At 67.5% G+C, this 25,069-nt stretch carries 23 protein-coding genes and 1 pseudogene; 11 read left to right on the top strand and 13 right to left on the bottom strand.

Annotation, left to right across the window (positions count from 1 at the left end; genetic code table 11):
- The 4 genes from AC1DRE_RS08475 to AC1DRE_RS08460 all read right to left on the bottom strand — a co-directional run bounded on the left by AC1DRE_RS08475 (position 1) and on the right by AC1DRE_RS08460 (position 5,195).
- Positions 1–1,068, bottom strand: a complete 1,068-nt coding sequence (locus AC1DRE_RS08475) for a Ppx/GppA phosphatase family protein (RefSeq protein ID WP_476984210.1) — start codon at positions 1,066–1,068, stop codon at positions 1–3.
- A gap of 81 nt (positions 1,069–1,149) precedes the next feature.
- Positions 1,150–1,599 carry an SseB family protein gene (locus AC1DRE_RS08470; RefSeq protein WP_104173374.1) on the bottom strand — a complete coding sequence of 150 codons (450 nt, stop codon included), beginning with the start codon at positions 1,597–1,599 and terminating at the stop codon, positions 1,150–1,152.
- A 123-nt stretch (positions 1,600–1,722) separates the two neighbouring features.
- Positions 1,723–4,452 carry a type I DNA topoisomerase gene (gene topA, locus AC1DRE_RS08465; protein WP_476984209.1) on the bottom strand — a complete coding sequence of 910 codons (2,730 nt, stop codon included), beginning with the start codon at positions 4,450–4,452 and terminating at the stop codon, positions 1,723–1,725.
- 107 nt (positions 4,453–4,559) lie between these two features.
- Positions 4,560–5,195: an ArsR/SmtB family transcription factor gene (locus AC1DRE_RS08460; RefSeq protein WP_476984208.1), complete on the bottom strand. Its 636-nt coding sequence runs from the start codon at positions 5,193–5,195 to the stop codon at positions 4,560–4,562.
- Between the two features lie 79 nt (positions 5,196–5,274).
- On the opposite strand from AC1DRE_RS08460, the pseudogene AC1DRE_RS08455 reads away from it, so the two are divergent.
- Positions 5,275–6,522: pseudogene (locus AC1DRE_RS08455) on the top strand (MFS transporter); the annotation flags it as partial.
- A 237-nt stretch (positions 6,523–6,759) separates the two neighbouring features.
- Here the strand turns inward: AC1DRE_RS08455 and AC1DRE_RS08450 are convergent.
- Positions 6,760–8,412 (bottom strand): DUF7059 domain-containing protein, encoded by a 1,653-nt coding sequence (locus tag AC1DRE_RS08450; RefSeq protein ID WP_476984560.1) that lies wholly within the window; start codon positions 8,410–8,412, stop codon positions 6,760–6,762.
- Positions 8,413–8,493: 81 nt separating this feature from the next.
- Here AC1DRE_RS08450 and AC1DRE_RS08445 point away from each other — a divergent pair, with 81 nt between their 5' ends.
- From AC1DRE_RS08445 to AC1DRE_RS08420, 6 genes are all read left to right on the top strand, one after another.
- Complete coding sequence (locus AC1DRE_RS08445; protein WP_476984207.1) at positions 8,494–9,807, top strand: NYN domain-containing protein; 1,314 nt, start codon at positions 8,494–8,496, stop codon at positions 9,805–9,807.
- Positions 9,808–10,108: 301 nt separating this feature from the next.
- Complete coding sequence (locus AC1DRE_RS08440; RefSeq protein ID WP_476984206.1) at positions 10,109–10,426, top strand: hypothetical protein; 318 nt, start codon at positions 10,109–10,111, stop codon at positions 10,424–10,426.
- A 72-nt stretch (positions 10,427–10,498) separates the two neighbouring features.
- Positions 10,499–10,960, top strand: a complete 462-nt coding sequence (locus AC1DRE_RS08435) for a hypothetical protein (protein WP_476984205.1) — start codon at positions 10,499–10,501, stop codon at positions 10,958–10,960.
- 42 nt (positions 10,961–11,002) lie between these two features.
- A complete protein-coding gene (locus AC1DRE_RS08430) occupies positions 11,003–11,860 on the top strand; it encodes a hypothetical protein (protein ID WP_476984204.1) in 858 nt (285 codons plus the stop codon).
- A 26-nt stretch (positions 11,861–11,886) separates the two neighbouring features.
- Positions 11,887–12,405 carry a hypothetical protein gene (locus AC1DRE_RS08425; protein WP_476984203.1) on the top strand — a complete coding sequence of 173 codons (519 nt, stop codon included), beginning with the start codon at positions 11,887–11,889 and terminating at the stop codon, positions 12,403–12,405.
- A 93-nt stretch (positions 12,406–12,498) separates the two neighbouring features.
- Positions 12,499–13,038, top strand: coding sequence for a hypothetical protein (locus tag AC1DRE_RS08420; RefSeq protein WP_476984202.1), 540 nt, complete (start codon positions 12,499–12,501; stop codon positions 13,036–13,038).
- Between the two features lie 15 nt (positions 13,039–13,053).
- Here AC1DRE_RS08420 and trhO read toward each other — a convergent pair whose 3' ends face one another.
- Complete coding sequence (gene trhO / locus AC1DRE_RS08415) at positions 13,054–13,947, bottom strand: oxygen-dependent tRNA uridine(34) hydroxylase TrhO (protein WP_476984201.1); 894 nt, start codon at positions 13,945–13,947, stop codon at positions 13,054–13,056.
- Positions 13,948–14,091: 144 nt separating this feature from the next.
- Between trhO and AC1DRE_RS08410 the strand changes: the two genes are divergently transcribed.
- Positions 14,092–14,784: a GNAT family N-acetyltransferase gene (locus AC1DRE_RS08410; RefSeq protein WP_476984200.1), complete on the top strand. Its 693-nt coding sequence runs from the start codon at positions 14,092–14,094 to the stop codon at positions 14,782–14,784.
- 60 nt (positions 14,785–14,844) lie between these two features.
- Positions 14,845–17,259 carry a DEAD/DEAH box helicase gene (locus AC1DRE_RS08405; protein ID WP_476984199.1) on the top strand — a complete coding sequence of 805 codons (2,415 nt, stop codon included), beginning with the start codon at positions 14,845–14,847 and terminating at the stop codon, positions 17,257–17,259.
- Positions 17,260–17,341: 82 nt separating this feature from the next.
- On the opposite strand, the gene AC1DRE_RS08400 is transcribed toward AC1DRE_RS08405, so the two are convergent.
- From AC1DRE_RS08400 to ssd, 7 genes are all read right to left on the bottom strand, one after another.
- Positions 17,342–17,722, bottom strand: a complete 381-nt coding sequence (locus AC1DRE_RS08400; RefSeq protein WP_476984198.1) for an Rv3654c family TadE-like protein — start codon at positions 17,720–17,722, stop codon at positions 17,342–17,344.
- Between the two features lie 41 nt (positions 17,723–17,763).
- Positions 17,764–18,231, bottom strand: coding sequence for a TadE family type IV pilus minor pilin (locus AC1DRE_RS08395; RefSeq protein WP_476984197.1), 468 nt, complete (start codon positions 18,229–18,231; stop codon positions 17,764–17,766).
- On the bottom strand, positions 18,228–18,521 hold the full coding sequence (locus AC1DRE_RS08390) for a DUF4244 domain-containing protein (protein ID WP_476984196.1): 294 nt from the start codon (positions 18,519–18,521) through the stop codon (positions 18,228–18,230). Before AC1DRE_RS08390 ends, AC1DRE_RS08395 begins: the two co-directional genes overlap by 4 nt.
- Positions 18,522–18,686: 165 nt before the next feature.
- Positions 18,687–19,304 (bottom strand): type II secretion system F family protein, encoded by a 618-nt coding sequence (locus AC1DRE_RS08385; protein ID WP_476984195.1) that lies wholly within the window; start codon positions 19,302–19,304, stop codon positions 18,687–18,689.
- A complete protein-coding gene (locus tag AC1DRE_RS08380; RefSeq protein ID WP_476984194.1) occupies positions 19,301–20,140 on the bottom strand; it encodes a hypothetical protein in 840 nt (279 codons plus the stop codon). The genes AC1DRE_RS08385 and AC1DRE_RS08380 overlap by 4 nt, the downstream gene beginning before the upstream one ends.
- Entirely contained in the window at positions 20,137–21,438 is a 1,302-nt protein-coding gene (locus tag AC1DRE_RS08375; protein ID WP_476984193.1) for a TadA family conjugal transfer-associated ATPase, read from the bottom strand. The genes AC1DRE_RS08380 and AC1DRE_RS08375 overlap by 4 nt, the downstream gene beginning before the upstream one ends.
- A complete protein-coding gene (gene ssd, locus AC1DRE_RS08370; protein WP_476984192.1) occupies positions 21,435–22,454 on the bottom strand; it encodes a septum site-determining protein Ssd in 1,020 nt (339 codons plus the stop codon). Before ssd ends, AC1DRE_RS08375 begins: the two co-directional genes overlap by 4 nt.
- Before the next feature lie 518 nt (positions 22,455–22,972).
- On the opposite strand from ssd, the gene AC1DRE_RS08365 reads away from it, so the two are divergent.
- Both AC1DRE_RS08365 and AC1DRE_RS08360 read left to right on the top strand, forming a co-directional pair.
- Entirely contained in the window at positions 22,973–24,679 is a 1,707-nt protein-coding gene (locus AC1DRE_RS08365; protein ID WP_476984191.1) for a bifunctional 3'-5' exonuclease/DNA polymerase, read from the top strand.
- Between the two features lie 161 nt (positions 24,680–24,840).
- The gene (locus AC1DRE_RS08360; protein ID WP_476984190.1) at positions 24,841–25,041 is read left to right on the top strand and encodes a YegP family protein; all 201 of its coding nucleotides are present in this window, start codon (positions 24,841–24,843) and stop codon (positions 25,039–25,041) included.
- Positions 25,042–25,069: the final 28 nt, after the last annotated feature.

The raw sequence follows: 25,069 nt of genomic DNA, 5'->3' as shown, positions 1-25,069 counted from the left end.
TCAGTCGGCCCTCCCGCCGGAGGCTGCGGCGGGGACGGTGGCCGGGCCCGTGGTGGTTGTCGCGGCCGCAGCTGTCGCGAGGGCGGTGGCCGCCGCAACCGGCGGCAGCGCGACGTGGGCCGCCGGCTCCAGCGGTCCCTCAAAAATCAGCTGGTCCAGCCTGCGCAGGATCAGCCCTTCCCGCAGTGCCCACGGGCAGATCTTGACCTTCTTGAATTCGAAGAGTTCCAGCGCCGCCTCAGCCACGAGCGCTCCGGCGAGGAGCTGGTTGGCGCGGGCCTCGGAAACGCCCGGGAGGTGCAGCCGGTCCTCCGTCTTCATGGCCGAAATCCGCTGCGCCCAGAGGCCAAGGTCCGTGGCGCCCAGTTCGCGCTTGACGTACGGTCCGGCGGCGCTTGGGGCTGCACCGGCGATCCGGGCCAGCGAGCGGAAGGTCTTGGATGTCCCGGCCACCACATTCGCCCTGCCCAGCTCGTTGAAGCTTCGGACTGCAGGCTTGAGGGTTGCGCGGATGTAGCGCCGGAGTTCCTTGACGCTCTTCGCGGAAGGCGGATCCTCGTGCAGCCAGTCCCGGGTCAGGCGGCTCGCTCCCAGCGGTACGGACGTCGCCAGCTCCGGCAGCTCGTCCTGGCCAAATGCCATTTCGAAGGAGCCGCCGCCGATGTCAAGGTTCAGGATGGGTCCGGCGCCCCAGCCGTACCAGCGCCGGACGGCAAAGAAGGTCATGGACGCTTCCTCGCTGCCGGTGAGCTCCTGGAGCGTCACGGTGGTTTCGTGCTTGACCCGGGCCAGAACGGCCGGCCCGTTGGTGGCCTCGCGGATGGCGGATGTACAGAACGCCAGCAGGTCCTGCGCTTTGTGTTTGGCCGCAAACTCCCACGCTTCGAGGACGAATTCGATGAGTTCGTGCTGGCCGGCGTCGTTGATGTTTCCCTCGGCGTCGAGGAACTGCACCAGCGAGAGCGGACGTTTATGCGAGGCGAAGGGCACCGGGCGCGCGCCGGGATGCGCATCAACCAGGAGCAGGTGGACAGTGTTGGAACCGATGTCGAGGACGCCTAGACGCATTCTGCCATTATTCACCGATAGCAAGCCGCCGGCGCAAATGCGTCGGCGGCTTGCTTGTCCGGGTCGGGATTACAGCGGCTGTTACTCGGCTGCTGCTTCGGCGGTACCGTCGGAAGGCTGGTCCGCGCGCTTGAAGTCGCGGCGGATGTTCGCCACGCCCTCAGGATCGATTTCAAAGCCGAAGGCGCTGCCGGGGTTGATGACCATACCGAGCTCTTCGCCAAGGTTGCCGATGATGGCGGCTCCTTGGGTGCCCAGGACGTTGGGGGCCGCATCGAGGAACTGCTGGTCAACGCGGCTCGGGTGCGAGAACACGGCCAGTACGGGCTTACCCTCGGCGTTGGACAGTACCAGCGGCTCGACCTGCGCGTCTTCGCCTTCGAGCGCATCGGAGCTGATGATGTAGACCTCGTTGTTGAGGAAGGACAGGATGACGTCCACCGGGTTGGCATCCGGGTGGTCACCTGTGGCGAGCTTCTCCTCGAGGTCGTTCAGGGGCTGGATTTCCGCGGGTGCAGGCTGTTCAGTCATGCATCTACTCGACCACGTTTGCCGGGCGCGGCGCAAACGCGAATTCGCCGGTCAGCTGCGGATTCGCCGGAAAACTCCGGCGAATCCGCACGCTTCCGGCGAATTCAGCGAGCAGTGGAAATGCTACTTCTTGGCGGCGGCCTTCTTCTTCGCCGGTGCCTTGCGGGCGGTGGCGGGACGCTTGGCCGGGCCCTTGGCACGCTTCTCCGCCAGGAGTTCCACGGCCTGTTCCCGGGTCAGTTCCTCGAGCGAGGTGGCACGGGGAACGGTGATGTTGGTGATGCCGTCGGTGATGTACGGGCCGAAGCGGCCTTCCTTCACCACAATGTTCTTCTCCGAAACAGGGTCCGGACCGAACTCGGCCAGCGGCGGAACGGCGGCGCGGGCCCCACGCTGCTTGGGCTGCGAGTAGATCTCGAGCGCCTGCTCCAGCGTGATCGTGAAGATCTCCTCTTCGGAACCGATGGAGCGTGAGTCCGTGCCCTTCTTCAGGTACGGGCCAAAGCGGCCGTTCTGGACCGTGATCGGGTTCCCCTCGGCGTCCTGTCCCAGGACCCGCGGAAGGCTCATGAGCTGCATCGCCTCATCGAGGGTGATGCAGTCAACGGTCATGGACGCGAACAGCGAACCGGTGCGCGGCTTGGCCTTGACGGGCTTCTTCGCCGGCTTGGGCTTGCCGTTCTTGTAATATTCCACCGGCTGGTTGGCCAGCTGCTCCTCCGTCATCTCCGGAATGATCTCCGTGACGTAGGCGCCGTAGCGGCCGTTCTTGGCCACAACGGTGTGCCCGGTATGCGGATCCTCGCCAAGAACACGCTCTTCGGGAGCCGCGGTTTCCATCAGCTCTTTGGCCTTGGCGGCCGTCAGCTCATCCGGGGCCAGGTCCTCGGGAACGTTGGCGCGGGCGGACTCAACAACCTCACCGGTCTTCGGGTCCACCGTGGGGATAGAGCTTTCGAGGTACGGTCCGAACTTGCCGACGCGCAGCGTGATTCCCTCGGCAATGGGCACCGAGTTGATCTCCCGGGCGTCGATTTCGCCGAGGTTGTTCACGATGCTCAACAGTCCGGGATCGGCGTCCTCGCCGTAATAGAAGTGCTTGAGCCAGGCAGCGCCCACGGCCTGGCCGTTGGCGATCTTGTCGAGGTCACCTTCCATGTCGGCCGTGAACTCGTAGTCCACGTAGTCATGGAAGTGCTGTTCGAGCAGCCGGATCACGGAGAATGCGATCCAGCTGGGGACCAGTGCGGAGCCTTGCTTACGCACATAGCCGCGGTCCTGGATGGTGGAGATGGTGGAGGCATACGTGGACGGGCGTCCGATGCCCTTCTTTTCCAGCTCCGCGGTCAGGGAGGCTTCCGTATAGCGCGGCGGCGGCGAAGTCTCGTGGCCTACGGCGATGATGTCCGCGGCGGTAACGGAATCGCCCTTGGCCACGTTGGGCAGGCGACGCGCTTCCTCGGAGTCGTCATCCCCGCGGCTTTCGTCCTTGCCTTCTTCGTAAGCGGCGAGGAAGCCGGGGAAGGTTATGACGGTACCGGAGGCCGAGAACTCGGCGTCCCGGCCGTCCACAGCCAACGCGCCGAGGCGGATGGTGGCGGTAGAACCCTTGGCGTCACCCATCTGGGAGGCGACGGTGCGCTTCCAGATGAGCTCGTACAGGCGGAACTCGTCGCCGGAGAGCTGCTTGGCGACCTGGGCGGGGGTGCGGAAGGAGTCACCGGCGGGGCGGATGGCCTCGTGGGCTTCCTGTGCGTTCGCAGCCTTGCCGGTGTACACGCGGGGCGACGCCGGGATGTACTCCGGGCCGTACAGCTCGGAGGCCTGGCGGCGGGCTGCCGTCACGGCTTCGTCACTCAGCGCGGACGAGTCCGTACGCATATAGGTGATGTAGCCGTTTTCGTAGAGGCGCTGGGCCACCTGCATGGTGCTCTTGGAGGAGAACCGCAGCTTGCGGCCGGCTTCCTGCTGCAGCGTGGAGGTGGTGAACGGAGCGGCCGGCCGGCGGGTGTACGGCTTGGTGTCGACGGAGCGGACGCGGAATTCTGCGTCCTGCAGTCCCGCCGCCAGGGACGTGGCGAGTTCCTCGTTCAGGTGCGCCACATTGCGCGAGGTGAGTTCGCCGTCGTCGCTGAAGTCACGGCCGCTGGCCACCTTGGCGCCGTCAACGGCAGCCAGCTTCGCTTTGAAGGAGCCCGACTCGGCGCCGAACTGGCCGGTGAGGTCCCAGTAGGACGCCGACTTGAACGCCATGCGTTCCCGTTCGCGGTCCACCACCATGCGGGTGACCACGGACTGGACGCGGCCGGCGGACAGGCCGCGGGCCACCTTGCGCCAGAGAACGGGGGAAATTTCGTAACCGTACAGGCGGTCCAGCACGCGGCGGGTTTCCTGGGCGTCCACGAGGTCCTGGTCGACATCGCGCAGGTTGCCCATGGCGCGCTGGATGGCTTCCTTGGTGATTTCGCCGAACGTCATCCGGTACACGGGGACCTTGGGCTTGAGCACTTCCAGCAGGTGCCACGCGATGGCCTCGCCCTCGCGGTCCCCATCGGTTGCGAGATAAAGAGCGTCAGCGTCTTTGAGCTGGGCCTTGAGTTCGGCAACCTTTTTCTTCTTGTCCGGGGACACCACGTAGTACGGCTTGAAGTCGTTTTCGATGTCGACGGCGAACTTGCCGATGGAGGTTTTCTTGAGCTCGGCAGGGAGTTCCGAAGGCTGCGGCAAATCGCGGATGTGACCGATGGAGGCCTCGACGATGAAGCCCTCGCCCAAGTACTTGGCGATGGTCTTGCTCTTGGCCGGAGACTCCACGATCACGAGTTTCTTGCCGGTTTTGGCCTTGCTTGGCACGGTGCTCCTACAGAAAAAGGTTGGCTCGGGCAGATGAGCCCATACTCGCCTAGTTCACCATATTTTGCAGGAGGATGCGCATTCATGTGGAAAACGGGTGCCGGGAATCACTTACGGTCGTCCGGAATCAGGGACCACATTGTGGCCATGCGTTCGGCTCCTTCGGGGACCCGGTCCGGATCGTCAAGCTCGTATTCCCTGAGCAATCCAAAGACCCTCGCCGTCAGTTCCGAACGCTGCGCCGGGGTCAGGTACAGGAGGTCGGTGGACAGCACCACGAGGCCCGGGGATTCGGCCGTTTCACTGTTTTGCCGGCGTTCGTCCCGGACCTTGGCGTAGGCGTTCACCCTGCGCCGGAAGGCGTCCAATTCCAGGTCCAGGACGGCAAATTCCGGGCTGGCCACTCCCCCGCCGGAATTGATGGTGAAATCCGTCCCGGCAGCCCGCCAGCGCCGTTCGCGCGCATCGCCCGCGGTGGCGGCGGGTTCCACGATGCCCCACTTCTGCAAGGCCCGCAGGTGATAGCTCATGGCGCTCGGCGTCAGGCCCGTCTGGGCGGCAAGCTCCGTGGCCGTCCGGCTGACCTGCGTGGAATACAGCTCCGAGATCACTTCCAGCCGTGCCGCGTGGGCAAGCGCGCGGATGGCCTTGGGATCGGTGATCTCCACCTTCTTCTCCGGCCGTACCCTGCGTTTGGCGCCCTGGCGCGCGGCTGGCTCCGCCTCAGGAGTTTCTGCATTCACACCTTCATTCTATCGAGCCTGCGGCAACTCTGAAAGAAACGCTTGACATTCCCGCAGGGCGGGGAGTAGCTTCGCGGACATGGGGGACTCGTCCGGGCCATCGCCTGCCTTACAACGCGCAAATTCACCGCTCTGGCGAAACCGGGATTTCCTGCTGGCAAGCAGCGCCCGCTTTATGGCTGCCGCCGGCATGGGGGCCGTCATTGTCAGCGTAATGCTGTATCTGCAAGCGGCCGATGCGTCCGGCACCATTCCCCTGGCGGGCTCCTGGCTGGTGGCCGCCTACCTGCTGTGTTCGGCCCTCCCGCTGGTGGTCCTCGCCCCCTGGGCCGGCAGGCTGGCTGACACGCGGGATTCCCGGACACTCGCGACGGCGACATCCGCCGGCAGCGCCGCCGCCGTGGCTGGCATGGGCCTGAGCATGCACTACCTGGAGAATTACATTCCCGCGCTCTTCGCGCTCACTCTCGGGCTCAACGCCTGCCAGGCCGTGGCCGGCCCCACATGGCAGGCGCTGCTGCCCCGGATCGTCGGTGAGGAGCGGACACCCCGCGCCGTCGGCACCATGCAGGCCACCATCATGATCGCGGGGATGGCCGGACCCGCGGCCGGCGGGCTGCTGAGCGGATGGGGCGGCCCGGTGCTGGTCTTTTCCGTGGCGAGCGCTTGCTACGTCGCCATGGGGCTGGGCGCCGTCCTGATCCGGACACGACGGGGGACCGCGGCGGACCTCGCCGGCCGGGACCGGCCCGCTTTGCTGGACGGGCTCCGGCTTATCCGACGGGACAGCCTGGTGTGGGCCCTGGTAATCGGAGCCCTGTTTTTCATTGCCGTGGGGGAAGCGACCAATGTCCTTGAAGTGTTCCTGGTCCGGGGCGAGATGGGTGCCTCCGAAACGCAGTACGGCCTGCTCGTAGCCGCGTTTGCCCTGGGAATGTCTGCCGGGGCCGCGTTCGCCGGCCTGATCAAAACGCCCCCGGTGCGGCTCCGCGTCCTGCTCGGGTCCATGGCGCTGACATCCGCGGTGCTGGCCTGCATCGGGATGGTGCCGAACGTGGGCATTATGTTTGTTGCCTACACCGGGATGGGGGTCTCCTGCGGTGTCCTCAACGCGTGCTTCGGGGCGATCGTGATCCTCCGGATCCCCGAGGAGGGCCGGGGGCAGGCGATGTCCATGATCGGAGGCCTGACCCGGGCCGTCACCATTGCGGCGTTGGCCCTCGGCGGGCTCCTGGGCGCGCTGCTGCCCGTCCGGTCCGGCTTCCTGCTGATCGGCGGAACCGGCGCAGTCGTTTCCCTGGCCATCGCCTTAACCGTGCTGTGGCGTTTCGGTTCACAGGATCTGGCACCGGCCCGCCCGGACACTGCGGGCCAACCTGACGCAGGCCAACCTGCTGCGGGCCAAACTGACGGGAGCACGGATGACCCGGACGGACCCGCCCCCACCGGGGCCGCCCCAACAGGCCGGGCGGTGTCCGGCCAGGCGGCCGGCCCAGCCCTGTCCGGCCGGGCTGCCGGCCCAGCGGTGTCAGGCCCCGCAGTGTCTCGCCGGGCAGGCCATGATTCAGGCGGGCAGCAGGAATCCGTCGAGGACCAGGTTGCGCACCTCGGCGAGAAGCCCGCCCCGGAACGCGTCGCTGTCAAACCCTTCTCCCCCGCCCAGCAGCGCTTCAAGGGCGCCGATGATCTGCCCGACGGACAGGTCGCCGTCGCACGCTGAAACGAAGCCCGCGAGCTCAGTGCTCAGCAGGTTGGTGCGGCGGAGCCCGGCGCCTTGGCGCAGCAGGATCACGCCGGGGTGTTCCGCCCCGGGGCGCTGGTGGCGCTCCTCAGTGACGTCCTCCGCCACCAGCAGGTGCGCGGCGGCCAGTTCGTTGGCTGCCAGCCAGTCGGCCCGCTCCACGGCTGCGCCCAGGTGGGGGCCGACCGGCTGTTCGATGGGATAGGTGATCTCCTCGAAGCGGCTGATGACCGGCCGGGCGCCGGCAACTGGTCGCCGCAGGTAGATCATGCCGAAACCGATCCCCTCCACGTTCCGCGAGGCGAAGTCGTCCAGGTAGGCGGCGTAGGCGTCCTGGTAGTGCTGGCGGTCCCGGGCCTCGGAAGCATCCTGCAGCCAGGTCTCGGCGTACTGTTCCGGCCCCACCAGCTCGCGCTGGATGAACCACGCATCCACGTCCGGACCGGCCCAGCTTTGCGGCCGTTCCTGCCACGACGTCCCGGCGGCGACCTCCCAGTTTCCCAATAGCTGGGCTGTTCCGGCCGGGGCGAGGACCGACTGCAGTGCCCTGACCAGCGACGCGACGATGTCGTCCCCCGGCAGACCGCCGTCGCGGTAGGTGAACTGGTCCGCGGCAGCCTCGCCAAGGCTCCGGGGAGTGATGACGAACGGCGGGTTGGAGACCACGAGGTCGAAGGTTTCACCGGCCACCGGTTCCAGCAGCGAACCGAGCCGGAGGCTGACCCGCGTCTCCGGGCTGGCCGGGTCGATCCGCAGCGCCTCGGCGTTCAGGAGCAGGTTGAAACGGGTAAAGGCCAGTGCCCGGGCAGAGATGTCCGTGGCCGTGACGTGCTCCGCGTGGTGCAGCAGGTGGAAGGACTGGATGCCGCAGCCGGTGCCCAGGTCCAGCGCCCTCGCCACGGGGCGCCGGATCGTGGTGCGCACCAGGGTGGTGGACGCCTGCCCGATTCCCAGCACATGGTCGTGCCGGAGGACGCCGGGCTGCTGGTGCGCCGCGAGGTCGCTGGCCACCCAGAGATCCGCGCCGCCGCTGCCGTCAGTGTCCGTTGCGGCATCGCCGCTCCAGCCATACGGCCGCAGATCTGCCTTCGCCCGGACAGCTCCCGTGCCGGGACCCGTGCCGACCTCCGCTGTCGAGGAAGGTTCAACGAGCCCCAGCGCCAGGAGACCCTCCGTGCGGATCCCCGGGAGGGCGGCGTCGAGCACCTCCGCGTCCTGGGGAACCGCCAGCAGCCACAGGCGTACGACGGCGGCAAGCGCCGCGGCGTGCCGGTCACCCTTCCCGGCGGCTTCGGTGACAATCAACGCCGGAATGAGCTGATCGCGGCCGAGGGCGGCATTGGCTGACTCGCCGAGCAGTCCTGCCACACCATCCACGGTGTAACCGGCGCTGCGCAGGTCCGTGGCGAGGGCGGACAGCAGCTCCGGAAGGTCGCTGCGCGGGGCGTCGGGAGTGTTGCCGGCCGTGAAGTGCATAGCTGTTTCAGTCACCGTGCAAGTCTATGGTTCCGACGGCCTCCCCCCGGATTGTGGGCGGCACCACATATGCTTTTGAGCATGAGCCGCAAAAGTGTGATCTTCGTTGACGCAGGATTTCTCCTGGCCACAGGCGGGCTGCGGGTCACCGGGAACTCACTGCGCTCTGCGTTTTCCGTCCAATACAAGAGCCTTGTGGACGGGATCCAGGGATTCGTGAGCGAACGCGACAGCCGGGACCTGCTGAGGATGTACTGGTACGACGCCGCCAAGGACGGCCTGTTCAGCGACGAACACAAGCGGATCGGCCTGCTTCCGGGCGTCAAGGTCCGGCTGGGGCGCATGTCCTACAACGGCGAGCAGAAGGGCGTGGACCTCAAGCTCGGGCTGGATCTGGTGGGTGTCGCCCGTAACCGCTCGGCCGACGTCGCCTACCTGCTGTCCGGCGACGACGACCTGGCCGAAGCCGTGGAAGCAGCCCAGGACCTCGGCATGAAGGTGGTGCTGCTGGGAATCGAGAACCAGGGCCACCGGCTGGGAGTCACCGCGGTGGCAGAGCACCTGGCGTTACAGGTTGACGACATCGCCACGCTGCCGCAGTCGCTCCTGGACCGCTGCTTTGCGAAGTCCGCGCCGATGACGGCCTGGGCCATCGCGGAACCGTCGTATGCAACCGCCGACGCCGCTGACCGGATTGGGGCTGTTGCGGCAGCTTCTGACGTTCCCACGGAGGCGGACGTGGCGGCGTACGCGGCCCCGCCGGTTGCTGGCAGCGCCTCAGCAAACGGCCAGCGTTCAGTTCCGGGGCACCGCCCGGTTCCGCGTCCGGGAGCCCTTCCCGGTACGGCAGGCGCCGGTGGCGCGGGTGGAGTGGGTGCCGGCGCGTCAGCGGGGGCCTCCGGCCCGTCTGCCGCGGCCCCGTCCACTGCCCCGTCCGGTGCCTCGGCTGATGCCTCAGGGCCCGCCGGTCCGCTCGCCCCCGCTGCCGCCGGTCAGGCAGGTCCGGGGCCTGCTGGTCCGTCCGGCAGGCCGGTGCCCACGCCGGGCCCACGGCGCGTGCAGCCTGATGCGCGGCCGGTGCCGGCGGCCGGTGCTGTTCGCCGTGAACCGGTGTATTCGACCGAAACCGGCGCCCCCGCGGCCCAAAGCCCCTGGTTCGATCTCGTGGAAAGCGCCGAAGCTGTGGCTGTCAGCCTTGCCAACAACTGGCACGGCAGCGTCACCCAGCGCGAACTCAACGAACTCCTCGCCGAGCGTCCACTGCTGCCACCGACCATTGACCGGGTGCTGATCAAGGATTGCGCCGCGAAGATCGGCGAAGCCAAGACGGACCTCCAGGACATCCGCAAGGCCATCAGGGCGGCATTCTGGCGCCGCCTGGATGAGCTCGTGTAGCAGCAACGTCACGGCCTGCCCGTACAGCCCTCGGCCGCTTTCCGGCCGCACGGGCTTCTTGTTGCGCGCCTGATTGCGGCCACCGGGGTCCACGCCATGCTGCTGCTGGCAGACGTGATGTCAGCGCTCGAACGACTCTGGACCATCCCCTCGGAAACCCACCGGCTGAATCCGATTGTGGCCACCGCCGACAACTACGACAGGCTGAGCTACTCACCTGCCGACGTCACCCGGGACTCACGGTATTTGCGCCATGTCAGTCCCACAGTGATGCTCCGGAGCCACGCTTCCGGTTTCACTCATGCCTGCCGTCCGCCGGGACCTTTCCCTGGTGCTGGCCGACCCTGCCGAGGCCGACGTCGAGGTGCTCGGCGACCGGGCCCGCAACGCCCTCGGGACGGACAGCAACGTCCTGGCAGCCCTGGAGATCAAAGCGGTGACGCCGACGGCGGAGCTGCTGCCGGCCGCCGTCGACCGCCTCCGCATGGCCCCGGTCCTGCTCCAGCTGGTGCTCCAGCCGCTCGATCGGACGCTGACCGGTGAGGAGGCCAGCCAGCTGCGGGACCGCGTCTATGTTGCCCTGCACCAGGGAAAAGTGCAGGAACTGGTCGCCGGCTAAGCGACGCTCGAATGGTGTCCGGAGCCTCGGCAGGCGTCCGAACCGGCCCGTTTCAACGGGTAAGTTGGAGGTATGCTTTCACGTTCATCCGGGCCGCAACGGCTGACTGCACTACGGCGCGTCGCCGGCACGGCGGTTGCCGGCGCCTGCCTCGTGGCCGCCGCCTCGGCCTGCTCCCCGGCCGTCTCCATCGAGAACGCCGACGTCCCGGCGTGGAAGGCCACGGCGCTGCCGGCGGCCGGCGGAACCGTGCTTGAGGATGCCGGCAAGATCCTCAACCGCGAGCCGCTGGTCAAAGACGCGGCCGACGTTCCGGCGGGGGCGTACACCCTGACGATGACGTGCGACGGCGGGGGCAAGGCGTTCTTTACCGTGACGGCGGGCGGCACCAAGGTTGCCGAAGCCGGGGCCGCCTGCAACGGCAGCCGCGAGCGGGCCAGAATCACCGTGCCCGCTGCCGGAACCGTGCAGATCAGCACGTCCAGCGTGGATGCTCCGCTCCTCTACGCGTACCATCTGGCGGCAGGAAGTTAGCTGTGACTTGCGCCGCCGGCGACGGTGCGTATGCTCAGGAACATGTCAGCTCTTTGGGGGAAGCGGCTAGTCCGCGTAGCCGCGGTTCTGCCGGTTATGTGCCTGCTCGCCGGCGGCATAAGCAGCTGCGAATACAACGCTGACAGTGATGTGCCCGGGGACGCATCGTCCGGCCCGCCGTCGAACGCCGGCCCGGATAACCGGATCACCTCGCCAAGCCCGCAGGACAATATCGACGTGCTGGCAGAAGTTCTGGGACCCCCGGACGGGAGCGGGCTGCCCTACGCGGCAGGGGGTGCGGCCTCGTGGTCCGAGGAAGTTCCCACCGGCGAATACTTCCTGACGGCGGCCTGCGTTGCGGCGCCGGGCGCCGAACTGGTGGTGCGTCTGGGGAACGCCGAGCCGGAACGCACGTCCTTCCGGTGCGGAATGGGCAAAGTGATGTACCTGGACCATAAGGGCGGCAGGATCAGCGCTGAAGTTGTGCCGCCGGCCGGCTCGCCGTACGTCTTCACGGGCGTCAAACTGGATCCGGATCAGGCGCCCCGCGGCCCCTCTGCCGCCGAAACAACGGTCTGGGCGGCCGGGAAACTCGGACCTGTGCAGGCAGGTGAGTTCCGGGGCTATCCGTGGGACGGCAAGTGGCATCATTCCGGTCCTGTTGACGCGCCCGGCATGCTGACGTTCACGTTCGTCTGCGAGGGGCCGGCCACCGTCGACGTCACCGTTCTCCGGCCCACGGGTGAGGATCTGTTCCAGGGCAGCGGCTTCCCCTGCGGCAGACCGGTTCCCGCAGATATTCCGGTGGGTCGGGAGGGTGTCATGGTGATGGTGGACGCGAACAACTACCCCCTCCAGGCCGCGTACAGCCTGCTGCCGGCTGCCGGGAGCGGGCAGTAGTGGCGGTCCGGGCGCCAAGACGTGCGGTGTTCCTGGTCGCTGCCCTGCTCGCCGCCGGCCTGGCCGGGTGCGAATACGCGGACGACGTCGGGCCGGCCCCTTCAGCCACCGGCCGGACGGGCGACAGCGTGGTCACGCCGGTGCCGCTGCTTTCCGTGGATCCCGAACTTATGGCTGAACTGGACCGCAACATGGCCACTCTGGATTTGGCCATGGTGGAGGTGCCCGTCGGTCTGGCCGGAGCCGCTGGGGGTATCAGCAAGGGCGGGTTGGAATTCACCACCAGCGTGACCGAGACCGCCACCTACAAAGTCACCGCCGCCTGCATCGGTGCGCCAGAGGCCAGGCTTTCGGTCAGGTCCGCCTCCAGCGACACTCTGTTGGAAATCACGACGCCTTGCGCCGAACTATTCAGCCGCGACGTTGAGCTCCGGCCGGGGCCCCTGACTGTGCGGCTGGCGGCGGTCGGGGACGGCTACCTGCAGGCAGCCAGTGGGGTGGTGCGTATCAACGAAGCGGCAGCTTTTCCGTCGGGTCAGCCCTGACCGGTTTCCATCCGAAATCTGGTCCGCGCGTGGGCACGTATGCCGCCATGGAGGCCTCTGGCTTGAGAGTGGCGGCAGGCCTAGAGTCAGGGTATGCACACTGTGCAGGCACCCCGGGTGCCACGGCGGACGGCCGCGGCGGCCGCCGTCGTGCTTTCGGGTGTGCTGGCCGCCGGGGCGGCGCTGAGCGGCTGCGAGTACGTGTACGACGACGGCCGCGGGCCGCTGCCGAGCGCGACGGCGCCGCCGTTCACGGACGCGGCGCTCCCGCAGGACCCCCGGCGGAACCTGCCGGTGACCGGGGCGGAACTTGACGCCTGGGTGGAGCAGGTCCTCCCCGATACGGCCGGGCAGGTTTTCCACACGGGTTTCGGCCTGCTGCAGGCGGCCACCACACGCCAGGAGAGCACCGGGCATCTGCCAAGCGGTACGTACTCGCTGACGCTGGCCTGCAAAAGCCCGCGCAGGGTGTCGTTCACCGTGCGCGACGGTGAGTTTGCGCTGGTGGACCTGAGCCTGCGCTGCGGAACATCACGCGTGAACGTGATCCATGTGTCCGAGGACTCCGTGCTCAGCGTGGAAGTGGCCGCGCAGTCTGCCGCGAACTTTGCCTACCGGGTGAGCCGGATCTGAAATCCGGCATCAGGGCTAAGCTGCACAGCCCTCAGGGCAGCGCAGGGTCTCCGGGCTGGAGGCGCATTCCGCGCAGTAAAGCGTGAGTGTGCGGCAGCTGAGGTTGGAGCAGTTCTCGAATTTGCTGGTGGGGGCTGAACAGCGCACACACTCGCCGATGGTTTTGGCGTCCTCGCTGAATTCGAGGTGCATGCGCTTGTCGAAGACGTAGAGCGAGCCCTCCCAGAGGCCCTGGTCCTTGAACGTCTCGCCGTAACGGACGATCCCGCCGTCCAGCTGGTAGACCTCCTTGAACCCGCGGTTCACCATGAGGCTGGACAGCACTTCGCAGCGGATCCCGCCGGTGCAGTACGTGACCACCGGTTTGTCCTTGAGGGAGTCGTACTTGCCGGAATCGAGTTCCTTGATGAAGTCGTGCGTCGTGGCCACGTCCGGAACAATCGCATCCTTGAACTTGCCGATCTGCGCTTCGAAGGCGTTGCGGCCGTCGAAGAACACCACGTCCTCGCCGCTCTCCTTCTTGGCGTCCACGAGCTGGTGGAGCTCTTCGGGCTTGAGATGCGTTCCTCCGCCCACAACGCCGCCGGCGTCCACCTTGAGTTCGCCGGGGGCCCCGAAGGAGACGATCTCGTCACGCACTTTGACGCTGAGCCGCGGGAAGTCCTCCGCGCCGCCGTCGGACCACTTGATGTCGATGCCGTGAAAGCCTTTGTACTCGCGTGTGGTCTTCACGTACTGCTTGACCGCGTTCAGCTCGCCGCCAACGGTCGCGTTGATGCCGTCCTTGGAGATGAGGATGCGTCCGGTCAGGCCCAGCTTCTCGCAAAGGGCGCGCTGCCACAGGCGCACGGCATCGGGGTCGGCGATCGGGGTAAAGCCGTAAAAGAGCACAATTCTGTTCAGAGCCACGTTTTAAGGGTACTTGCTGCCCTCAAACCCGGAACCGGCACCGTTCCGCAACCGGTGCGTCCCTCCGGTCACAATTCCATAAGCAAGCCCAGTTCCCGGACCCTACCCCTGTTGCTGGCGGCAGGGCTGGAATACTCTCATCACATGAGTCCAGACGCCATGGTTGAAGACATCACCCGTCTCGTTGAAATCTGGGTGACCGGATGGGCCGGTTGCCGGGGCTACGAGACGCGAACGGAAGGCCGATTCCCGGCCGCGCTGCGCGCGGACACCACCAAGGAATGGGAATACTTCGCCCACGATCCCTCGGACACCGAATTCGCCGAGCTGGCGGCAAAGACGGCTGAAGCGCCGGCCAGGATCCTCACCATCCTCACCAATGACGTCGCGCGGTACACCTACCTGGCCGAGCAACAGGGCCTGAACGTCACCTCGGCATCCCAGACCATGATGATCGTGGACATGGAGACGCAGGACTCCGAAGATCCCTGGCTGTCGGACGATGATCTGAAGCTGACCACGTTCAGGGAGGACGGCGTCCATCATGCCGTGGTGCGCGCCGGCGAATCGGTCGCTGCCAGCGGCCGCGTATTCGTGGTGGGCCACACGGCCGTTTTCGACAAGATCGTCACCGAACCGGCCTATCAGCGGCGCGGGCTGGGGAGCTTCATCATGAAGGCCCTGGCGGCGCAGGCCTTCGAGCACGATGTGGAAAACGGCCTGTTGCTGGCGTCGCTGGACGGGCAGAAGCTGTACTCGCACCTGGGCTGGAAAACCCTGTGCCACGTGCTGATGCTGTCCGCGTCGGACGAAGGTGCTGACCTCTCGGTCGGCTGACGCCCCTTCACCATCGGCATTGTTGATGGGCGATTTGAGCCCGGATGAAACAATATTGAGGTGAACCCCCATGACTCCCTGATTCCGCTGTTGGGCCGTGGCCCGGACCCGGAACAGCTGCGTCATGTGCGCATCATTCCCGCCCGCCAGGCCGTGAACGAGCCGTGGCCGGACTGGACCCACCCCGATCTCATCAAGGCCTACGGTTCCCTGGGAATCCATGAGCCGTACCGTCACCAAATCCAGGCGGCGAACTTTGCCCACGGCGGCGAGCACGTAGTGATCGCCACGGGTACCGCCTCCGGAAAGTCCCTGGCCTACCAACTGCCTGCGCTGGACGCGATCCACCGTTCGGAGCTGCGCGTACTTTCCGAGCCGGGAAAGATCCACGACGACGGCGCCGTGGCCCTGTACCTCTCCCCCACCAAGGCCCTGGCCGCCGATCAGCTCGCTGCCATCCGCTCACTGAAGCTCCCGACGGTCCGGGCGGAAACGTACGACGGCGACACCGACCCGGCGTCACGACGCTGGATCCGGGACCACGCCAACGTGATCCTGGCCAACCCCGACATGCTGCACTTCGGCATCCTGCCCAACCACGCATGGTGGGCCAGCTTTTTCCGCCGGCTCAAGTACGTCATTGTGGACGAGGCCCACAGCTACCGCGGCGTGTTTGGCTCCCACGTGGCCAACCTGATGCGTCGGCTGCGGCGCATCTGCGCGTATTACAGCGCCAACACCTCCCAGCCGGGCCCGGTGTTCATCGCGGCCTCGGCAACGGCCTCCGAGCCTGACACGTCCTTCGGCCGGCTCATCGGCGCACCGGTCCGGGCTGTGTCCGAGGATTCCTCGCCGCACGGCTCCACCACCGTGGCCTTCTGGGAGCCGGCCCTCACGGAACTGCGGGGTGAGAACGGCGCGAAGGAGCGCAGGACCGCCGTCGCTGAAACTGCGGACCTGCTGGCCAACCTGGTTTCCTCCCGCATCCGCACCATCGCGTTCATCAAGTCCCGTCGCGGGGCCGAGACCATCTCCGCCATCACCAAGCGGCTCCTGGACGAGGTGGATCCCAGCCTCCACCAGCGCGTGGCGGCGTACCGATCCGGTTACCTGCCGGAAGAGCGGCGGGCGCTGGAGAAAGCCCTTCGGTCAGGGGAACTCCTGGGCGTCTCCAGCACCTCCGCCCTCGAACTCGGCATCGACATCTCCGGCCTCGACGCCGTCCTGGTTGCCGGCTGGCCCGGCACGAGGGCATCGCTCTTCCAGCAGATCGGCCGGGCGGGGCGCGCGGGCCAGGACGCCATCGCCGCGTTCGTGGCCAGCGACGATCCGCTGGACACCTACCTGGTGAACCACCCGGAAGCCATCTTTGACGTTTCCGTGGAAGCCACGGTGTTCGATCCCTCCAATCCGTACGTGCTGGGGCCGCACCTGTGTGCCGCTGCGGCTGAGCTGCCGCTGGGCTACGCAGAGCTGGAGCTCTTCGGACCCACAGCGGAGAAACTGCTGGACCAGCTCGTGTCCCAGGGCTACCTGCGGAAACGTCCGGCCGGCTGGTTCTGGACCCACCCGCAGAGCGCGGCCGCCATGGTGAACCTGAGGGCGGACGGCGGCGGTCCGGTAAGCATCGTCGACGCCGAGACGGGTTCCCTGCTCGGAACGATGGACTCCCCGCAAACGCATTACCAGGCCCACACCGGTGCCGTGTACGTGCATCAGGGCGACAGCTATGTGGTGGAAGACCTGAATGAGGGAGACCACTGCGTGATGGTGCGCCGCGCCAACCCCGACTACTACACGACTGCCCGCGACGTGACCCAGATCGAAGTCCTGGAGACTCAGCGCACGGCCCAGTGGGGCGACGTTGCCGTGCATTTCGGGGACGTGAAAGTGACAACACAGGTGGTCTCCTTCCAGCGCAAGGCGCTGATTTCGAATGAGATCCTGGGCGAGGAACCGCTGGAGCTCGGCGCCCGGGACCTGTTCACGAAAGCTGTCTGGTTTGTGGTGGACAACCGTTCGCTGACCGGGGCCGGGCTGATCGAAGCCCAGTTCCCCGGAGCCCTGCACGCAGCCGAACACGCCGCCATCGGGCTGCTCCCGCTCGTGGCGTCCAGCGACCGCTGGGACATCGGCGGGGTCTCCACTGCCATTCACGCCGACACCGGGGTGCCCACGATCTTTGTGTACGACGGGCACCCCGGCGGCGCCGGTTTTGCCGAACGCGGCTTCGATAAGGCCAAGGTGTGGCTGTCTGCCACCCGTGACGCGATCGCCGCCTGCGAGTGCGACACCGGCTGCCCGTCCTGCGTCCAGTCGCCCAAGTGCGGCAACAAGAACAACCCGCTGGACAAGGCGGCTGCGATCACCCTGATCGACGTGCTGCTGAAAGACGCTACTGAGCAGCAGGGAGGTCCTCAGCCGGCTCCTGCAGGGCAGACGAGGCAGACGGAGGAGCACGCGGCCCCGTTCTGAGCCCGAGTTCTGGGCCCGGTCGGCTGACTACCCGCGGACTGACTGGCACATGCGACCGCACGGCTTCGTGGGAACGCGCACGTCATGGGGGCGGCCCGGCCCTGGCGTGGCCGGTGGCGGCGCCGAACATACTGCGGCTCAAGAGCTCCGTCCGGATCTCCACCGTTTCATCTCCCCCTTCCGTGCAGCCGACTACCCTTGCCCCCTGCCTGCCCGCGACATCAGCCGCGACCGAGCACGGCGCACCCGGGCTGATTCCCCGCAGGGCGTCGGCGGCCGCCAGTGCTGCAAGGTCGGCTGCCGCCGCGGCCCTGGACGCCATCACTGCGGATTGGGCGAGCAGGAGCATCAACGCCATGGCCACCATCACCACCATCCCGAGCCCGGCGGCAAGAACCGTTCCGGATCCGCGCTCATACGAACGCTTCGGACGGCTCTCCACCGGATTCCGCGGGTGAGCCATCCGTAGCCCTGCCGTCCGAGGTTCCCGATTCCGCTGTTTGGTCATGAGGCCGAAGCTTCCGGATGATGCTCCCCCGCGGGTGCGGACCATGGCACTGACTGACGAAGGCCTGCTGATTCGGCGGTTTCGCCCGGCGCCGTGGCCCGGGCGGACAGGGTCCAGGGGACCATCGACCCGACGGGACCGGAGACCCGGCCGGAAACCGTGACGCTTAGCCATGCGCCATCGGCCACGATTGACGACGACGCGGAGGCGCCAGCGAGTTGCCGGACGATTCCGTCCACTGCTCCGGCGTCCTCCCCCCGGGCCAGCGCCCTCGCCCCGGCCCTTGCCGCTTCTTCGAGCCGCAGCTGAGTAATCCCGGCCGCTGAGCCGGCGAGCAGCAGGGCGAGGAGTAGCAGGACTGCCGGCAGCGCCACCGCGAATTCGGCGGTGACAGCTCCGCGGTCCTTCCCCGGACCCCCGAGTGCCTTCCCGGCGGGTGCACCACGGTGCACGACATGGGTCATGGCAACGCCAGTGCTGTCCGGATCAGGTTCAGCAGGAAACCACGGACTTCATCGCTGCGGAGAATGAACACCAGAATCCCGGCAAAGCCCACTGCCGCCAAAGTGGCGATGGCATATTCCGCAGTGGCCATTCCCATCTCCGATCCCATCAGGCGTCCGCGCGCACGGGCGGAGACCGGTGCCGCGGCCCTGGCTCCGGGGTAGATTTCCCGGACCTCCGCTTCTTCCGATGCGGCGGGGCCAGAGGGCTCCGGCTGGGGATAGGGACGGTGGTTGGACGTGGTTGACATGGCAGTTCCTTTCATTGGTTTCCGGCTGAATTGCCGGCTGACTCGACTCTCCCGGCTCCGGCAAACGCGGATAAGGCAGAAGTTCGGCTAAGTGGAAAAGCCGGTGAAGTCCTGGCTGTGGAGGAACACTCGAACGCCGACCTCGGCCGCACAGGGGCATCGGGCTCAGGCTCCGGACGGGAGCATGGCGAGCAGTACCGGCACAACACCCAAACAGATGAAGGCGGGCAGCGAACACAGGCCGAGCGGGATAACCAGCCTGACGCCGAGCGCGGCGGCGCGCTTTTCCGCCGCGCGGAAGCGCTCCCGCCGCAGCCGGGCGGCCTGGGCGTAGAGAATGGCCGACGACGGCGCCCCGGTCAGGGCGGCAAACCCCAGCGCCTGGCGCAGGATCAGCAGCTCGGGCGTCCGGACCTCGGAACTTCGCCAGGCTGTTTCCCAGTCGGCTCCGATGGCCAGGGCCGACACAACCGGGCGCAGCGACCGGTGATACTCGGGTGAGGCTGAATCTGCGACCAGCTCCAGCGCCCGCCCGATCCCCGAACCGGCATCCAGCATCGCCCCGATCAGCTCCAGCATCATGGCCGTGTCACGCAGGCCCTCATCGGCCCGCCGATCCGGCCCGTCCGTTGTGCCGCCGTCGCCGTTTCTGCCTTCTCCCACGTGCACCTGATGCTGCCTGAGGAGCCTTCTGTGCGCACCGGCACGGCCGGTCAAAGCCAGCGTCACGGCGGCGGCCAGCGCCAGGGCGAAGAATACGGACGGCAGCCATTCCACCGTCATGGTGTTCCAATGGCAGAGCGGACCAGCCTGGCGGACCAGATCCGGCCGGTGGCTGTCAGCACCACGCCCGTGGCGAGCGCAGCCACGCCAAACGGTGTGCCGAGCAGGATGGCCAACGGATCCACGCCAAGGGCAACCCCCAACCCCAGACCCAACAGCGGCAGCCAGGTAAGGAGCGTGACGGTAGCCTTCGGCCCTGCCAAGGCAGTCTGCCGGGCGGCTTCGGCGTCATCCTCCACTTCAAGCTGGGCGGCCAAGCGGGTCAGGACGTCCGCAAGCGGGCATCCGCTGGCGGCCGCAATATCAAAGCAGGCGGCCAGCTCGCCCCAGATTCTCCGTTCCCGGTTTTGTCGCCCGGAGAAGGCAGCGGCAGACGCTGCCCGAATGGCGTCCGCTACCGGGGAACCCCTCATGGCGGCTGCCCGGGCCACCGACAGCAACGACAATGACGCAGGCGTGAGTGCCGGTCCGTCTTCGGCCCCGTGGCGCTCTTCCGCGGCATAGACCAGCCACGGTTCCTCCCACAGGCGGGCGGCCGTACGGCCGCCCTTGAGCAGTGCTGCCAACTGCTGGACAACAACCGTCATCGGCACAGAGGCGGAGCGTCGGCCGGACTTTCCTCGCCAGATTGCACGCCCGACCCCGGGTGTGTCCCGCTGGCCGACGCTTCCCGTGCCACGACCTCTGCCGGCACCCCGGCCCCGGCCGCCGCCCCTCCCCTGAGGCTCTGAGTGCCCCGGATCCAGTGTCTTGCGGATCCTGCCTGACCGGCCGCCGGGAGGCCGCAGAGCCAGCCACGCAGCAAGTGCCAACGCGGCGATCAGCAGAACCATCATTCGCTTGCCCCGTGCATTGATCCCCGCGGCACGGATCCCCGGTCCGCCGTCCCGCGTTCGCCGTCCACCACCCCGGAATCATCAAGGCCAAGCCTCCGGGCCAGCGCCGGCCATGCCGGTCCCAGACTGACGGTTCCCGCCTGCACCGCTACGGCCGCGGAAACCTCCAGTCCGTGGGCGGCATCGTCGACGACGCCGATGCATGCAACGTGGCGTCCCTCGCGGGACCGTTCAACATGCACCACGACGTCGAGAGCGCTGGCGACCTGCAACCGCATGGCGTCCTGGCCCAGCCCGGCTAGGGCGCCCAGGGCCGTGAGCCGTGCAGGCACGGCGGCCGCGGTGTTGGCATGGATGGTGCCTCCTCCTCCTGTGTGTCCGGTGTTCATGGCGGTCAGCAGTTCACGGACTTCGGCTCCGCGGCACTCGCCCACCACCAGCCGGTCGGGCCTCATCCGGAGGGACTGGCGGACCAGTTCGGCAAGGTCCACGCCACCGCCTCCTTCGAGGTTTCCGTGCCTCGATTCAAGCGACACCACGTGCGGATGGACAGGGTTCAGTTCGGAAGCATCCTCTATCAGGACCAGCCGTTCGCCAGGATGGCTCAGCCCCAGCAACGTGGAGAGAAGGGTGGTCTTGCCTGATCCGGTCGCCCCGCTGATCAGGAAGCTCAGCCGGCGGGAAACCATGCGCTCCAGCACGTCCTGGACCAGGCCGCCGAACATGCCGCCCTCCCGGAGTTCGTCCAGTGTGAACACCTCGTGCCGGCGGATACGGACGCTCAGCAGGGTTCCCGCAGTCGAAATGGGCGGCAGGACGGCGTGGATGCGGTAGCCGGCCTGGAGCCTGACGTCCACGCACGGGGAACCGTCGTCGAGGCGCCGCCCACCTGCCGCCACGAGCCTGGATGCCAGGGCGCGGACCTCGGTTTCGGAGGAAAACGATACCCCCGCATTCTCCAGGCCGTTTCCTCGGTCCAGCCAGACGGAGTCCGGGGCGTTGACGAAGATGTCCGTGACTGACGGATCCCGGGTCAACACCTGGAGAGGTCCGAGGCCGTTGAGCTCGGCACTGATTCGCTCCACCGCGGCCAGCGACCCTGCTGTCCCGAGGAGTTTGCCGGTGGCCTGCACCGCAGCGGCCACCCGGGACGGTGTCACCGGGCCGGAATCGGCCATTACTGACTCCCGGACGGATTCGAGCAGGCCCGCATCCAGGGCACGGTGCGGGCGCCGCCTGGAGTCCCCGCCAGAGCCTGGAAACCGGGACAGCCCCGGCGACTGCGGGGGTGTGCTCATGGAAGCTCACCGCCCAGCAATTCCAGGACCGACGCCGCGAACCGGCGTACGGTGCGCCGGCGGCCCATTTCCAGCAGGCGGCCGAGTTCTGTGGCGCTGGCGGTGCCTTTTACCTCCGGGACAAGTCCCTGCAGCGGCAGGCCCACGGATTCGGCGATCAGCGGCCCGTCGAGAACTGCCCCGGCCTTGCCCCTGATGACCAGCGCCGTCTCCACCGGAGGAAGCTCCTGCAGCAGCCTGGCCGAGGCAACGGCTGCTTTAAGCTGCGCAGGAGCCACCACGAGGATGCGGTCACAGTCCCACGCGAACGTCCGCAGCGGCTCCGTTCCACGCCCGATGTCCACGAGGACCAGTTCGTACCCCCGCCGGGCGGCATCGAGAACCCCGCCGACAGTGGCAGCTTCCACGCCCGACTGGCGTTCACGGCTGCCCGGCCAGGACAGGAAGGAGAACCCGCCCGCCACGGGCAGTGCATCGGATAGCTGTTCCGGATCAATGCTTCCGCTGGCATCCGAAAGGTCAGTCCAGCGAAGCCCGGGGGATTCCTCGGCGGCGAGCGCAAGCTCGAGGCCGCCGCCCCAGGGATCGCCGTCGATCAAGAGGACCCGGGCTCCCCATTCCGCGGCTGACTGCGCGATCCAGATGGCAGCGGTAGTGGCGCCGGCACCCCCGCACCCGCCGGTCACGCCCAGAACAAGTCCTCCCGCTTCCGGAGACCGGGAGCGGCTCAGGTATTCAGCCAGCCATGCGGCAGCATCGGGGAGCACTGCCACGCGTTCGGCTCCCAGGGCCGCGGCAAGGTGCCAGAGGCTGTCGCCCTCGCCGCCCAGACCCACGAGAACGGCGGGGGCCCGGCGCCGTGGCGGCAGCTCCCGGATATCGCTGCCCACCAGGACGACGGCAGCGGTGTCCCAGAAGGGAGCCGCTTCCGTGGCGTCGGCCACCACGCGGAGCTGGCCGCCGGCAGCGGCCACGATCCGTTCAACCTCGCCGCGCAGGAAGTCGAAGCCCGTCACCAGGAGCGTTTCCGCGGACTCGGCCGGAAGCCATGCGCCCGGAGCCCGTGCACCCGCCGGTGCATCCCTTGCCGGCGGAAAGGCGCGGCCAGGCGCAGTGTCCGGGCGAGGGCCAGGGCCAGGCAACTTTGCCGCCGCCGATTGCCTTGCGGGACTTTGCCGTCCCCACGCTGACCGTCCGGTCGCGGCGCGAGCAGCACGGCGTGCCGCCGGGGCCGGCTCCGGAGGGCCCGCGGCTCCACCGGAATCTTCCCGGGAAGCTCCTCCGGAAGCTGCCGCCGGTCCGGGGCCGGTAAATTCCGGCGAAGGTTTCTGAAGATGCTGCCTGCTCATCCTGACACTGTGCCCAGCAGCCTGGCGGCGCAACAGACCACCCTCGTGCCATGTGGACAACGCTCGCATCCGGGCGCCTGTGGAGGGAGAGTGCGTCGACCCAGACCCCTACGCGGACACACCCTGTCCGCAATTGACCCGCCAACGGCGCAAACCATGACGCACCACAGGGCAGAATTAGGGCTATGTATCTGCTGCTGTCCGCCCACACCGACGGCGCAGCCCTACAGGAACTCACGGCGGACGGCACGCCGGCCCCGGCGAACCCGGAAACCCGCGTGATCAGCGCCGCCGAGCTGGCAGGCGTCGTGCATGAACTCGAAAAGCGGCGCCCGCGCTGGATCTGGCACCGCACGCAGGACTGGTACCCGGCGCTGCTGAATGCCGGCGTCGAGCTGGAACGCTGCTACGACCTCACGCTCTGCGGCGCCATCCTGGCACATTCGGAATTCACCGCCCACACTGTCTACGCCCGGAACGCGGAAAAGCTCACGCAGGACGACGACCTGCAGCAACCGCCCCGGAGCCTCCAGCCACCGCCCCAGCCGGCACACCAGGGGGCTTTGTTCGAGGATTCCGGGCTCAGCCGTGCGCCCAGGCACTCGCCGGAGGAGCTGCGCACCGAGTACGGGGCCCAGCAGGAGGCCCTGGGCCAGGCGGGCACGGACGCGAACCGCAAGCAGCGGCTGCAGCTGCTTCTCGCCGCGGAATCCGCCGGTGCCATGATCGCCGCGGAAATGCAGCACACCGGCGTGCCCTGGCGGGAAGAACTGCACGAACAGATCCTTGCGGACTATCTGGGCCCCCGCCCGCCGCTGGGACACCGGCCCGCCAAGCTCGAGGCGCTGAACACCGAGCTCCGCAGGCTCCTGAACTCGCCAAGCCTGAACCCGGATTCGCCGCAGGAACTCATGCGGGCCCTGCACCGGAACGGCATCGAAGTGAAGACCACCCGGCAATGGGAGCTGAAGGAATCCAGCCATCCTGCCATCGAGCCGCTCCTTGCCTACAAGAAGCTGTCACGGCTGCATGCGGCCAACGGCTGGGCCTGGCTGGACGCCTGGGTGAAGAACGGCCGCTTCCAGCCCGAGTACGTGGTGGGCGGAGTCGTCTCCGGGCGCTGGGCTTCCCGGGGCGGCGGTGCCCTGCAGATACCGCGCCAGATCCGCGGCGCCGTGCACGCCGATCCCGGCCACAAACTCATCGTGGCTGACGCCTCACAGCTGGAGCCGCGGGTTCTGGTGGCCCTGGCCCAGGACTCCAAAATGGCCGAAGCCGCCCGAGACAAGGACATCTACGCCGGCATCGCAGCGCAAGGCTTCGGCGGTGACCGCGCCAAGGCCAAAATCGCCCTGCTCGGTGCCATCTACGGCGCCACCACCGGCGAATCCGGGCGCCTCATGCCGCAGCTGACCCGCACGTATCCGCGTGCCGTCGGCTTCGTGGAACAGGCCGCCCGCGACGGCGAAGCAGGCGGGACAGTCTCCTCACGGCTGGGCCGCAGCAGCCCGCCGCCGTCGGACCGCTGGCTGCAAAGCCAGAAGTCCACCACCGCCGAGGAACAGCGGCGGGCAGATGCGGTAGCCCGCTCGAGGGGCCGCTTCACCCGCAACTTCGTGGTCCAGGGCTCTGCCGCTGACTGGGCTGCCTGCTGGCTGGCGGAATTACGACGGCGGCTCCGCGCCATGCGGTCAGCCGGCCAACCAGCCGGCGAGCTGGTGTTCTTCCTGCATGACGAAGTCATGGTTCACTGCCCTGATGATTCGGTGGACGCCTGCATCGCGGCCATCGAGGCAGCAGCCGCTGCGGCCAAGGAGCTGCTGTTCGGCCGGATTCCGGTCGAATTTCCGGTGAGCGTTGCCGTGGTCGACTCCTACGACAAAGCCAAATAGTTCCCCATAAGACGCGGCCTGTAACGTACCCGCGGGTAGCTTTGTGAACTGTCTCACCTCCCGGTTAAGCTCAATTAGCCGGTTTGCAGCAGTGGCAGTGCAGCACCGAAAAAGAACCGGCCGATGCAATGACGCATGGATATTTGGGGAGGCACCACACAATGGCTGGCACATTCGAAATCATCAACGCTGAAGAAGAAGCTTTCTACTTCCGGCTCAAGGCCGACGACGGCACGGTAGTGGCGGTTTCGCCGCGGTTTAAGACACTCAAAGGCGTGGTCGCCGGCATTGATGCCGTCCGCGAGAACGCAGCCACAGGGCTTGTGGTCAACCGCGCCCGGCTGGAACTGGCTGCAGGGTAGGCCCCGGGCTGACAGGGCGGGCTGCCTG

The organism is Arthrobacter sp. P4_H3 (genome assembly GCF_056400885.1).
Note: the sequence above shows the minus strand (reverse complement) of the source record. Positions and strands in the feature narration are given on the sequence as shown.